Here is a 12,165-nt window from a genome sequence, read left to right as displayed (position 1 = left end):
GTCCGCCCACGACGACGTGCCACGATGGTCGGATGACCGTCGACGCCATCGCCAGCGAGTTCGCCCACTTCGTCACGGAGTCCCCCACCGCGTTCCACGCGGCCTCGGTCGCCCGTGACCGCCTGGTGGCCGCCGGGTTCACCGACCTGGACGAGACCCAGGCCTGGCCGACCGAGCCGGGCGCGTACGTGGTCGTCCGTGACGGCGCGGTGATCGCTTGGCGTCTGCCCGAGGGCGCGTCGGCGACGACGCCGTTCCGCATCCTCGGTGCCCACACCGACTCCCCCGGGTTCCGCATCAAGCCGAACCCGACCGTCCGCGTCGGCGGCTGGGAGCAGCTCAACGTCGAGGTCTACGGCGGCCCGGTCCTGTCGACGTGGTTCGACCGGGACCTGCGCATCGCCGGCCGGGTCGTCCACCGCGACGGCCCGACCTCGCTGTTCGACACCGTCGACGCGGTCGCCCGGATCCCGAACCTCGCGATCCACCTCGACCGGGGCGTCAACGACGGCCCGGCCCTCGACAAGCAGCGGCACACCCTGCCGATCGTCGGGACCGACGGCAGCGCGGGTGTCGGCACGGGTGGCAGCGACGCGATGGAGTGGCTGCGCTCCCGCCTCGGTGAGACGGCCGTGTCGTGGGACCTGTTCTTCGCCGACACCCAGGCACCGTCGCGGATCGGCATCGACCGGGCGTTCCTGGCCTCCGGCCGGATGGACAACCTGACGAGCGTGCACGCCGGACTGCGCGGCCTGATCGAGGCCCCGGGCGACGGCGACCACATCCCGGTGTTCGCGGCGTTCGACCACGAGGAGATCGGTTCGTCCTCGCCGTCGGGGGCGGGTGGGCCGTTCCTCGAGGACGTCCTGGCCCGCGTGCAGGAAGGCCTCGGTGCCAGCCGCTCCGAGTCCGCCCGCGCCTTCCGTGCCTCGTGGCTGCTCTCCAGTGACGCCGGACACCTGGTGCACCCGAACTACGCCGAGAAGCACGATCCGACGAACCGACCCCGACCGGGCGGTGGCCCGCTGCTGAAGATCAGCGCGAACCAGCGGTACATGACCGAGGCGAAGGGCACCGCGGTGTTCGCTGCCGCCTGTGAGACGGCCGGTGTCGACCACCAGCCGTTCGTGAACGTGAACACGATCCCGGGCGGCTCGACCATCGGGCCGATCGCAGCGACCCGGCTGGGCATCCCGACGATCGACATCGGCGTCGGCCTGCTGTCGATGCATTCGGTGCGCGAGCTCGTGCACGTCGACGACCTGGCCGACCTGCACGCGGCGGTCGCGGCCTTCCTGGCCTGACCCCGGCGGACGTGCCATGGTCGGACCATGACCTGGACCACCAGCGCTGACGCCCGACGGTACGGATCGACGCTCCTGCAGGGCGACCGGGTCCGGTTCCGTGCGCTCGAGGACCACGACCTGCCCGATCTCGTCCGGTGGTGGCGGGACCCGGAGTGGTCGGTGCTGCAGCAGATGATCGTGCGTCCGCGGCCCGATGTGCCCGTGACGGAGATGTTCCGGTCGTGGAGCAACAGCGAGCGCAGCGGCGACGTCGGGTTCAGCGTCGTGGACCGCGAGTCGGGCGTGCTGGTCGGACACGTCACCCTGTTCGGCGGGGCGCTGCCGGTCCGGGCCGCGACCCTCGCCGTGATGATCGGTTCGGAGCACGTCGGCCAGGGCTTCGGCACCGACGCCGTCCGGGTGCTCACCGACTACGGCTTCCGTGAGATGGGCCTGAACCGCATCGAGATCCGGGTGCACGCGTTCAACGACCGAGCGCAGGCGGTCTACCGGAGGATCGGGTACCGACAGGAGGGCGTGCGCCGGGACGCGACGTGGCACGACGGACGCTTCCACGACGAGGTCCTCATGTCCGTCCTCGCCCGTGAGTGGCCCGGCCGGCCGCAGGAACCAGCGGCTGTACCAGCACCGGCACCGGCACCACCGGCGGGAAGTCAGCCGCCGGAGGCCTGACGCATCATCGCCGCGACGAAGCCGTCGTCCTGGAACACCACGATGACGAACACGACCGAGCTGAACAGCGTCGCGACGGCTCCACCGAGCAGCGGCACCCAGAACGTCCGCTTGCCGGCCCGGAGCCGGACGACGGACCGCCAGAGCACGAGGGCGAACACGACGAGCATGCCGACGGCGCTGATCATCGCGGCACCGTTCAGCGATCCGGGGTCCTGCAGTTCGGTGTAGTTCGTCTCGAGGGTCTGCCGGACGGTGGACGCGACCGAGCCGATGGACAGTGACTGCACGACGCTGACCAGGCCCATCGCCAGGAGCACGAGGGTCAGGAGCAGGTCGACCGGCGAGGCACCGAGTCGGCGGACCGGCGCACCGTCGTGCGGGGTCGACACCCCACGACGCTCCCCCTGGGGCATCCGTTCCGCCGTGCGGTTCGTGCGAGCCGTCGTCCGGTTCGTGCGCTCCGCCGTGCCGTTCGAGCGGGCGGCGGAGGCGACGGCCGAGGCAGCGGCGTGCTCGCGGTCCCGCTGCTCCTGCCGTTCCTGCTCGGCGAGGACGGGGTTGACCCACCCCTCGGGCGCGTACTCCCCGTACTGCGGAGCCGGACGACCGACAGGACCGGCCGGACTGGCCGCACCGGCACTGCCCGCACCGGCACTGCCCGCACCGACGATGCCCGAGCCGGCGCCACCACCTGCAGAGTCCACGGACCCGTCGGAGGTGATAAGGGCCTCCCGGCCGTCGACCGACGTCGTCGCCCGCGGCGGCACCCCGGTCCAGCCGTCCGTCTGCGGATCGGGGGCCGTCATCGGGTGCGCCCGCCGAGCGGACGCGTCGACTTGCCGTCGGCGTCGGTGCGGAGTTCGCGGGGCAGCGAGAACATGAGGTCCTCGTGCGCGGTGACGACCTCTTCGACGGACCCGTAGCCGGCGTCGGCGAGCTGTTCGAGCACCTCGGCGACCAGCACCTCCGGCACGGAGGCGCCGCTCGTCACGCCGACGGTCCGCACGCCGTCGAGCCATTCCTGGCGGATCTCCTCGGCGTAGTCGACGCGGTGTGCGTCCTTCGCGCCGTACTCGAGGGCGACGTCGACGAGCCGGACGCTGTTCGACGAGTTCGCGGAGCCGACGACGATGACCAGGTCCGCAGCCGGCGCGACCTTCTTGACGGCGACCTGCCGGTTCTGTGTGGCGTAGCAGATGTCGTCGGAGGGCGGGTTCTCGATCGAGGGGTACTTCTCACGCAGGAGCCGCACGGTCTCCATCGTCTCGTCGACGCTGAGGGTGGTCTGCGACAGCCAGACGAGGTTGTCCGGGTCGGGGACGTCGAGCGCGGCGACGTCGGCCGGCCCGTTGACCAGGATCGTGCGGTCGGGCGCGTGGCCCATCGTGCCCTCGACCTCTTCGTGACCGGCGTGGCCGATCAGGATGATCGTGCGCTCGGCCTTGGCGAACCGGGTGGCTTCGCGGTGCACCTTGGTGACGAGCGGGCAGGTCGCGTCGATGGCGTGCAGGTCGCGGTCCGCGGCGCCGGCCACGACCGCCGGCGAGACCCCGTGCGCGCTGAAGACGACGTGGGAGCCGCGAGGTACTTCCGCGACGTCGTCGACGAAGACGGCGCCGCGCTGCTCGAGGGTGGAGACCACGTGGACGTTGTGGACGATCTGCTTGCGGACGTAGACCGGCTCGCCGTACTGCTCGAGGGCCTTCTCGACCGCGACCACGGCCCGGTCGACGCCGGCGCAGTACCCACGGGGCGCTGCGAGCAGGACGCGCTTGGGCCCGCTGACCGGGACGTCGCGCAGTCGACCGCGCGCTGCGGGGACCCGCGGCGGGGCGAGCGGGACCGAGTGGCCGTTGGTGATCGTCACGTCCCCGATGATAGGTGAGCGGGACCCGCGCAGCCTGGGCACCGACGAGCCTGTGGAGGAGCGTCGCCATCCGGGATGTCACCGGTGTCCGGCAGCATGGTCCGCACGACGAGAGAGGGGCACGATGGCGATCGAACAGGGGCCGCCCACGGCAGAGGACCCGTGGCCCGTCGCGCTGCTCGGCGCGAAGCTCCGCGACTGGATCGACCGGCTCGGGGTCGCCTGGGTCGAGGGCGAGATCACGCAGTGGAACGTCGCCGGCGGCAACGTCTACGGCAAGCTCAAGGACATCGAGGTCGACGCCACCGTCTCCTTCTCCATCTGGTCGAGCGTGCGCTCCCGGGTGCCGGCGGACCTCAAGCAGGGCGCCCGCGTGGTCGCGGCGGTCAAGCCAAACTACTGGGTCAAGGGCGGCTCGTTGACCATGCAGGTCGTCGAGATGAAGCACGTCGGGCTCGGGGACCTGCTCGAACGCCTCGAGCGGCTGCGCCGGAGCCTGGCGGAAGAGGGACTCTTCGACCCCGCCCGCAAGAAGCGTCTGCCGTTCCTGCCGCACCGCATCGGCCTGATCACCGGGAAGGACTCCGACGCCGAGAAGGACGTCAAGCGGAACGCGCAGCTCCGGTGGCCCCAGGTCGAGTTCCGCACCGTGCACACCGCGGTGCAGGGCGACCGCGCGGTGGCAGAGGTCACGGCGGCGATCCAGGAGCTCGACGCCGACCCCGAGGTCGACGTCATCATCGTCGCGCGCGGCGGCGGCGACTTCCAGAACCTGCTCGGCTTCAGCGACGAGGGACTGGTCCGGGCAGCGTCCGCCGCGACGACGCCGATCGTCTCGGCCATCGGGCACGAGGCCGACCGGCCGATCCTCGACGAGGTGGCGGACCTCCGCGCCTCAACCCCGACGGACGCCGCGAAGCGCGTGGTGCCGGACGTGGCCGAGGAACTGGCGAACGTCCGGCAGGCCCGGGCACGGCTCGGACTGCGGCTCTCGCACACGCTCTCGGTCGAGGCCGACCGGATCGCGGCACTGCGCTCGCGCCCGGCGCTGGCGTCCACCGCCTGGCTCGTCGACACCCGTGCGGAGGAGGTCGCCCGTGACCTCTCGCGCGCTCGGGAGCTCCTCGACCGGCAGATCGAACGCTCCCACTCCGAGGTCGGTCACCTGACCGGTCGGCTGCGCGCGCTGTCGCCGCGGGACACCCTCCGCCGCGGGTACGCGATCGTGCAGACGAGCAGTGGCGCGGTGGTCCGCGGGGCGGACGAGCTGGACGGCGCGACGCCGGTGCACGTCACGCTCGGCACGGGGACCGCGGTCGGCACGCTCGAGGCGGACGGGCCCGGCCCGGACGGGTCTGGCCCGGACGGGTCCGGGTCCTAGCCGGGAGGCCCGTCCCGGCCCCGGCAGGTCGCCTCGCCTCGTCCTCCACGAGCACCGCGTCTTCCGGTGTTCTCCACAGGCATCCGGCACAGCGGTCGCGTCGGTGGCGGCTCGGTAGGATCGGAGCGTGTCTTCCGAGCAGCAGTCCGAGCAGCCCGACGTCCGCTCGCTGAGCTACGAAGCGGCGCGTGACGAACTCGTCCGTGTCGTCTCCGAGCTCGAGCAGGGGTCGGCGACCCTCGAGCGGTCCCTGGGCCTCTGGGAGCGCGGCGAAGCCCTGGCCGCCCGGTGTGAAGAGTGGCTCGTCGGCGCCCGCGCCCGTCTCGATGCCGCACGCGCCGCGACCGAGAACGGCAGCGCGGACCAGACAGCCGCGGGCGACGTCCGATGAGCGACCCGGAGACCGGCCGCCCGATCGTCGCCGAACTCGGTCGCCCCGAGACGGCGGAGGAGACCTGGGCACGCAAGGACACCGCGCGCCGAGCCCGTCGTGAACACCAGACGGCGTTCAACCTCGTGCTCGCACTCATCGCCTCCCTCGGCATCGTGCTCTTCCTGGTCGCCGTCGTGGTCCGACCCGACCAGGCCGTCGACCGCTCCGTCGACTACCGGCAGGTCGCCCAGCAGGCCGACGTCTCCGGGGCCGAACTGCTCGTGCCCGACCTGCCGTCGTCGTACACCTCGAACAACGCCGAGTACCAGTCCGGTTCGGCTCGCGGGGTGGCCGTGTGGACGATCGGTCTCCTGACGCCGGACAAGCAGTACATCGGCATGCACCAGGGCATCGACGCCAACGACACCTGGGTCGCGGACCAGCTCGACCAGAAGCAGGCGACCGGTTCCCGCTCGATCGCCGGGACGAAGTGGACCGTGTACGACCGACGTGACGAGGGCAAGGGCGCCGGCAACAACCTCTACGCACTCGTGACGACCTCCGGCAAGGACACCGTGGTGCTCGCCGGCACCGCCGACCAGAAGTCGTTCACCACGGTGGCGACGGCGGTCGGCGAGGAACTCGACCGCTAGCCAGCACCAGCACCACCGCAGACAGCAGCACGTCCGACCGAACCCGATCAGCCCGAGGAACGACACACGATGACCGACCGCGCCGCCTCCACCCCCGCCGACGCCCTGCGACTCCTGGTCGAGGGCAACGCCCGCTTCGCCGCCGACAAGCGCCGCACCGGCCGCATCGACCCCGAGCGCCGCTCCGAGCTGCAGGGGTCCCAGGCGCCGTTCGCGACCGTCCTCGGTTGCTCGGACTCCCGCGTGCCGTTCGAGCACGTCTTCGACGCGGGCATCGGCGACGTCTTCGCGATCCGCAACGCCGGGCAGATCGTCGACGACGTCGTCCTCGGCTCGATCGAGTTCGCCGTCGTCGCGCTCGGTACCCCGCTGGTCGTCGTGCTCCGCCACACCAAGTGCGGTGCCGTCGCTGCCGCACGTTCCGGCGAGCCGGTCCCCGCCCCGCACCTGCAGGCCCTCGTCGACGCGATCGCCCCGAGCGTCGAGCGGGTCCGCGCCACCGACCCGGACGTCGCACAGGAGTCCGTGGGTGCCGCGCACCTCGAGTCGAGCCTGAAGTCGATCCTCGACCGGTCGGGGGCCGTCTCCGACGCGATCGCGGACGGTAGGTTGGCCGTGGTCGGCGCGACCTACGACCTCACCACGGGCGAGGTCTCGATCGACACCGTCGTCGGACAGGCCTGACCCGACGACGTGACCGCTCCGGCAGCGACGAGCCGCCGGAGCGCCACCGACACCGCCGCGACCGCGACCCGGTGTGAGCACCACGAGGAAGGACCACGACGACGTGACCGACACCACCACCCCCGCTGACGGCGAGTTCCGCATCGAGCACGACACGATGGGCGAGGTGCGGGTCCCCGCGTCGGCCCTCTACCGTGCGCAGACGCAGCGGGCCGTGGAGAACTTCCCGATCTCGGGCACCGGCCTCGAGCCGGCGCAGATCGTGGCCCTCGCCCGCATCAAGCGTGCCGCGGCGCTCGTGAACGGCCGGCTCGGCATCCTCGACGACAGCGTCGCGCAGGCCATCGCCACGGCGGCGGACTCCGTGATCGCCGGGGAGCACCACGAGCACTTCCCGGTCGACGTCTACCAGACCGGTAGCGGCACCTCGTCGAACATGAACATGAACGAGGTCCTGGCCACCCTGGCCTCCCGCGTCGCCGGTGCCGAGGTCCACCCGAACGACCACGTCAACGCCTCGCAGTCCTCGAACGACGTGTTCCCCACGTCGGTGCACGTCGCCGTGACCGATGCCCTCATCCGGTCGCTCGTGCCGTCGCTCGAGCACCTCGCCGAGGCCCTCGAGCGCAAGGCCGTCGAGTGGGCCGACGCGGTGAAGTCCGGTCGCACGCACCTGATGGACGCCACCCCGGTGACCCTCGGGCAGGAGTTCGGCGGCTACGCCCGCCAGGTCCGCCTGGGCATCGAGCGGGTGAACGCCACGCTCCCCCGCGTCGCCGAGGTCCCGCTCGGCGGCACGGCCGTCGGCACCGGCATCAACACGCCGAAGGGGTTCCCGCAGCAGGTCATCGCCCAGCTCGCCGAGGACACCGGGCTGCCGATCACCGAGGCGCTCGACCACTTCGAGGCGCAGGGTGCCCGTGATGCCCTGGTCGAGGCATCCGGTGCGCTCAAGGTCATCGCGGTCAGCCTGACGAAGATCAACAACGACCTGCGCTGGATGGGCTCCGGGCCGAACACCGGCCTCGGCGAGCTGCACATCCCGGACCTGCAGCCGGGCTCCTCCATCATGCCCGGCAAGGTCAACCCGGTCATCCCGGAGGCCACGCTCATGGTCGCCGCCCGGGTCATCGGCAACGACGCCACGGTGACGTGGGCCGGCGCGTCCGGGGCCTTCGAACTCAACGTGGCGATCCCGGTCATGGGCACCGCGCTGCTCGAGTCGATCCGGCTCCTCGCCAACAGCACGCGGGTGCTCGCCGACAAGACCGTCGACGGGCTGCGGGCGGACCTCGAGCGGGCCCGCGCGTACGCCGAGTCGTCGCCGTCGATCGTGACCCCGCTGAACCGGGTGATCGGCTACGAGTCGGCCGCGAAGGTCGCGAAGTACGCCGTCGCCGAGGGCCTCACCGTCCGCGAGGCCGTCGTCGCCCTCGGGTTCGTCGAGCGGGGCGAGGTCTCCGTGGAGCAGCTCGACGCAGCCCTCGACGTCCTGAGCATGACGCACCCGAACTGACCCGTCCGCCAGACACCGGCGTCCGCCCGAGACGCCGTCCCGCGGGGCGGCGTCTCGCACATCCCGCGGCGCCTTGCCAGCCGGGGACCGCCTCGCCCGCACCGCGACGGACTGGAGGCGCGGCACCGGCCCGCACCGCGCCTCCCGTCCGTCCCCCGGTCGCCACCGCGTCCCGCGCCCCGTGCGAAGCGGCGGCGCACAACCGAAACCGCTCCGAACCACGGCAGCCCGTGGTTCGGAGCGGTTTCCGTTGTGCCGGTTCGGCCGACACCGGCTGGCCGCGCCAGCCGTGCCGCCCGGCACCAGCTGGCCGCCGCTGGCCGCGCCGGCCGCGGCCGCCCCGCTACGCGAGGTCCGGCGAGTCCAGCATCTCCGTCACGAGCGCCGCGATCGCCGAGCGCTCCGACCGCGTCAGCGTCACGTGGGCGAACAGCGGGTGCCCCTTGAGCCGCTCGATCACCGAGGCGACCCCGTCGTGCCGCCCGACCCGCAGGTTGTCGCGCTGCGCGACGTCGTGGGTCAGCACAACACGGGAGTTCTGCCCGATGCGCGACAGCATCGTGAGCAGGACGTTCCGTTCGAGGGACTGCGCCTCGTCGACGATCACGAACGCGTCGTGCAGGGAGCGTCCGCGGATGTGGGTGAGGGGCAGGACCTCGAGGATGCCGCGTTCGACGACCTCGTCCAGGACGTTCTCCGAGACCAGTGCGCCGAGCGTGTCGAACACCGCCTGCGCCCACGGGTTCATCTTCTCCGAGGCGTCGCCCGGCAGGAACCCGAGCTCCTGCCCACCGACGGCGTAGAGCGGGCGGAACACCATGATCTTCTTGTGCTGTTGGCGTTCCAGGACGGCCTCGAGTCCGGCGCACAGGGCGAGCGCCGACTTGCCGGTGCCGGCGCTTCCACCGAGCGACACGATGCCGATCTCCGGGTCGAGCAGCGCGTCGATCGCCAGGCGCTGTTCGGCGGAGCGGCCGCGGAGGCCGAAGACCTCGCGGTCGCCACGCACGAGCGACACCGCGCCGGCGGCGTGCACGCGACCCAGCGCCGAGCCGCGTTCGGAGTGGATGACGACGCCGGTGTTGACGGGGACGCCGTCGAGTTCCGGGGTGCGGATCTCCTCCTTCTCGTAGAGGTCGGCGACCTCGTCCCCGGACACCTGCAGGGTCGTGATGCCCGTGTAGCCGCTGTCGACGGCGAGTTCGGCGCGGTACTCCTGTGCGGCGAGGCCGATCGAGGCGGCCTTCACGCGGAGCGGCAGGTCCTTCGACACGACGACCACGTCGAGGCCGTCGTTCGCCAGGTTCGATGCCACGGCCAGGATCCGCGAGTCGTTGTCGCCGAGCTGCAGACCCGAGGGCAGCACGGACTGGTTGGAGTGGTTGAGTTCGACGCGCAGGGAGCCGCCGTCACCGACCGCGACCGGGAAGTCGAGGCGTTCGTGTTCGATGCGCAGCTCGTCGAGGATCCGGAGTGCCTGTCGAGCGAAGTACCCGATCTCCGGGTCGTTGCGCTTCGACTCGAGTTCGCTGACGACCACGACGGGCAGGACCACGGCGTGCTCATCGAACCGGAACAGGGCGCGCGGATCGCTGAGCAGCACCGACGTGTCCAGCACGTACGTGCGCTGGGCGACCGGCGTGGACGAGTCCGCGGCCCGGCTGCTCGCAGCGGTGGGCTGCGGCGAGTTGGACGACGTTCCGCGAGAGACGTTCTGAGAGGTCACGACCACTCCATCCCCAGGCCGCGCTCGGCCTGGTCATGTCCTTCGACGCGGCCACTGGAGCGGTCCCGGAGCACCGACCGTGGCCGCTCCGACCGGGCGCGTTGCCCGATGTCGCCAAGCTACGACGCGCGGACGAACGGCACCAGCGACACGCCTGTTCCGGCGGTTACGGTCGTGTGTCGTCCCGCTGAACGTCCGGGAGGCGCAGTGCGGCCCCGCCACGCCCGCGCACCCTGCGCCGAGCGGTCACGGGACGTCGCTCCCGCCGCCCCGGAGCGACGGACCGTGACCGGTCGGCGGAACGCACACGGGGTGTCGCGACCGCTCGGCGGAACGGACGGGAGGCGCAGCACCAGTCCGCCACGAGCCTCCCGGCCGCCCCGCCACGCCCACGCGCCCCGCGCCGAGCGGCCACGAAACGTCGCTCCAACGACGCCGGAGCGACAGAACGTGACCGCCCGGCGGAACGCACGCGGGGTGTCGCGACCGCTCGCGGAACGCAGACGGGGCGTCATGACCGGTCGGCAGGGCGGACGGGAGGCGCAGCACCAGCCCGCCACGAGCCTCCCGCCCGGCCCGCCGCGCCCGCGCGCCCCGCGCCGAGCGGTCTCGAAACGTCGCTCCCACGCCCCCGGAGCGACCATCCGTGACCGCTCGGCGAGGCGCAGACGGGGCGTCGTGACCGGTCGGCGCGAGCCGAGCCGGGCGGGGCCAGCCGAGAGCAGGGGCAGGAGCGGGAGCAGGAGCCGGAAGCGCCGGCGTCAGCCCATGGTGGCGTACGAGATGCACGCGTCACGGAACATGCCGAGCGTCTCGTCCGTCGTGGAGGCGAACGCCGAGACCCGGACCTCGCCCAGGCGGGCGGTCGCCGTGACACCGTGGTTGTGCATGGCCGCGGTGAGCGCCGTGAGCCGTCCGGCCGCGGGGCGGAGGACGACGATGCCGGCACGCTCCCGGGGGTCGCGGCTGGACGCGACGGGCAGCCCGAACTCGTCCGCGATGTCGATGACCCGGTCGATCCGGTCGGCGATGCGCTCCTGCACGGCGGCGACCCCGACGGCGGTGAGGCGCTCGAGTGAGACGGCCATGCGCGCCTGGGACACGGGGTCGACGCGTGACATGGCGAAGGCGGCGGCGGCCGGGCGGACGCTCGGCACCTCGGTCGGCCAGCCGGTCGTGCCGTGCGGCCCGGACAGTGCCGGCTTGACGCGCTCGAGGGCCCGGTCGCTGAACGCGGTGAAGCCGGTGCCCCATCCGGCGTGCAGCCACTTCTGCCCGCCGGTGGCGACGACGTCGGCCACCTCGTACGGGGCGTCGACGATGCCGAAGCCCTGGATGGCGTCGACGATGAGCAGGCGGTCGCCGATGACGTCGCGGATCGCGGCGAGGTCGGCCAGGTAGCCGGTGCGCCAGTCGACGAGGGACAGTGCGACCGCGGTGACGTCGTCGGACAGCCGCTCGCGGATCAGGTCGGGGGTGAGCCAGCCGGCGCCGGACTCGATGACGACGGGCTGCACGCGACCGCCGGTGGCCGAGGAGGCGCTGGCGAGGGCGAGCGGCAGCGACGGGTACTCGTCCGCGGCGACGAGCACGCCTCCGGTCAGGCCGAACGCGGTGTGCAGCAGGCCGGGGGTGGTGGCGGTCTGGGAGACGACCTGGTCCTCGCGGCGACGGACCAGTCGGGCGGCGACGGCACGGACGCGGGCGTCCTGCTCGTCGAGCGTCTCGATCGCCCCGAAGCGCATGTGCTCCTGGATGTGGCCGAGGACGCGCTGCTCCTCGAGGACGGCGGTCTGCACGGGACCGAAGGCCGCGTGGTCGAGGTAACCGGGCTCCTCGGCGAAGCCGGCGACGTACTCGTCGATCGTGGTCACGGGGACACCTTCCAGTGGGCAGAACCCTGTGAGCCTACTGGGACCCGGAGGTCAGGGCGAATGCAGTCCGGGAAGCGCCAGGAGCGGGAACGGGCCCCCGGCAAGCCCT

General features: G+C 72.3%; 11 protein-coding genes. 7 read left to right on the top strand and 4 right to left on the bottom strand.

Going from position 1 to position 12,165, the window contains the following annotated elements:
• Nucleotides 1-32: 32 nt before the first annotated feature.
• Both SOM35_RS00675 and SOM35_RS00670 read left to right on the top strand, forming a co-directional pair.
• A complete protein-coding gene (locus tag SOM35_RS00675) occupies nt 33-1,304 on the top strand; it encodes a M18 family aminopeptidase (RefSeq protein WP_320513911.1) in 1,272 nt (423 codons plus the stop codon).
• A gap of 27 nt (nt 1,305-1,331) precedes the next feature.
• Nucleotides 1,332-1,979, top strand: coding sequence for a GNAT family N-acetyltransferase (locus SOM35_RS00670; RefSeq protein ID WP_320513910.1), 648 nt, complete (start codon nt 1,332-1,334; stop codon nt 1,977-1,979).
• Here SOM35_RS00670 and SOM35_RS00665 read toward each other — a convergent pair.
• Both SOM35_RS00665 and SOM35_RS00660 read right to left on the bottom strand, forming a co-directional pair.
• Nucleotides 1,961-2,686 (bottom strand): DUF6264 family protein, encoded by a 726-nt coding sequence (locus tag SOM35_RS00665; RefSeq protein ID WP_320513909.1) that lies wholly within the window; start codon nt 2,684-2,686, stop codon nt 1,961-1,963. The genes SOM35_RS00670 and SOM35_RS00665 overlap by 19 nt on opposite strands.
• 98 nt (nt 2,687-2,784) lie before the next feature.
• Nucleotides 2,785-3,849, bottom strand: coding sequence for a 4-hydroxy-3-methylbut-2-enyl diphosphate reductase (locus SOM35_RS00660; RefSeq protein ID WP_221851113.1), 1,065 nt, complete (start codon nt 3,847-3,849; stop codon nt 2,785-2,787).
• 124 nt (nt 3,850-3,973) lie between these two features.
• Between SOM35_RS00660 and xseA the strand changes: the two genes are divergently transcribed.
• The 5 genes from xseA to SOM35_RS00635 all read left to right on the top strand — a co-directional run bounded on the left by xseA (nt 3,974) and on the right by SOM35_RS00635 (nt 8,456).
• Nucleotides 3,974-5,230 (top strand): exodeoxyribonuclease VII large subunit, encoded by a 1,257-nt coding sequence (gene xseA, locus SOM35_RS00655; RefSeq protein WP_301286602.1) that lies wholly within the window; start codon nt 3,974-3,976, stop codon nt 5,228-5,230.
• Nucleotides 5,231-5,357: 127 nt separating this feature from the next.
• Nucleotides 5,358-5,621 carry an exodeoxyribonuclease VII small subunit gene (locus SOM35_RS00650; protein ID WP_320513904.1) on the top strand — a complete coding sequence of 88 codons (264 nt, stop codon included), beginning with the start codon at nt 5,358-5,360 and terminating at the stop codon, nt 5,619-5,621.
• A complete protein-coding gene (locus tag SOM35_RS00645; RefSeq protein WP_320513903.1) occupies nt 5,618-6,256 on the top strand; it encodes a DUF4245 domain-containing protein in 639 nt (212 codons plus the stop codon). Before SOM35_RS00650 ends, SOM35_RS00645 begins: the two co-directional genes overlap by 4 nt.
• 69 nt (nt 6,257-6,325) lie before the next feature.
• Nucleotides 6,326-6,940, top strand: coding sequence for a carbonic anhydrase (locus SOM35_RS00640; RefSeq protein WP_111075720.1), 615 nt, complete (start codon nt 6,326-6,328; stop codon nt 6,938-6,940).
• 103 nt (nt 6,941-7,043) lie between these two features.
• On the top strand, nt 7,044-8,456 hold the full coding sequence (locus SOM35_RS00635; protein WP_320513900.1) for a class II fumarate hydratase: 1,413 nt from the start codon (nt 7,044-7,046) through the stop codon (nt 8,454-8,456).
• A gap of 343 nt (nt 8,457-8,799) precedes the next feature.
• On the opposite strand, the gene SOM35_RS00630 is transcribed toward SOM35_RS00635, so the two are convergent.
• Nucleotides 8,800-10,188, bottom strand: coding sequence for a PhoH family protein (locus SOM35_RS00630; protein WP_374610550.1), 1,389 nt, complete (start codon nt 10,186-10,188; stop codon nt 8,800-8,802).
• A gap of 755 nt (nt 10,189-10,943) precedes the next feature.
• Complete coding sequence (locus SOM35_RS00625; RefSeq protein WP_320513899.1) at nt 10,944-12,056, bottom strand: aminotransferase class V-fold PLP-dependent enzyme; 1,113 nt, start codon at nt 12,054-12,056, stop codon at nt 10,944-10,946.
• Nucleotides 12,057-12,165 lie beyond the last annotated feature (109 nt).

The sequence above is a fragment of the Curtobacterium sp. CFBP9011 genome (genome assembly GCF_034045095.1).
Taxonomy (GTDB): domain Bacteria; phylum Actinomycetota; class Actinomycetes; order Actinomycetales; family Microbacteriaceae; genus Curtobacterium.
Note: the sequence above shows the minus strand (reverse complement) of the source record. Positions and strands in the feature narration are given on the sequence as shown.

Excerpts from the sequence above, each read along its gene's own strand:
- SOM35_RS00640 (WP_111075720.1), top strand. The coding sequence starts at position 6,326 with ATGACCGACCGCGCCGCCTCCACCCCCGCCGACGCCCTGCGACTCCTG.
- SOM35_RS00645 (WP_320513903.1), top strand. The coding sequence starts at position 5,618 with ATGAGCGACCCGGAGACCGGCCGCCCGATCGTCGCCGAACTCGGTCGC.
- SOM35_RS00675 (WP_320513911.1), top strand. The coding sequence starts at position 33 with ATGACCGTCGACGCCATCGCCAGCGAGTTCGCCCACTTCGTCACGGAG.
- xseA (WP_301286602.1), top strand. The coding sequence starts at position 3,974 with ATGGCGATCGAACAGGGGCCGCCCACGGCAGAGGACCCGTGGCCCGTC.
- SOM35_RS00670 (WP_320513910.1), top strand. The coding sequence starts at position 1,332 with ATGACCTGGACCACCAGCGCTGACGCCCGACGGTACGGATCGACGCTC.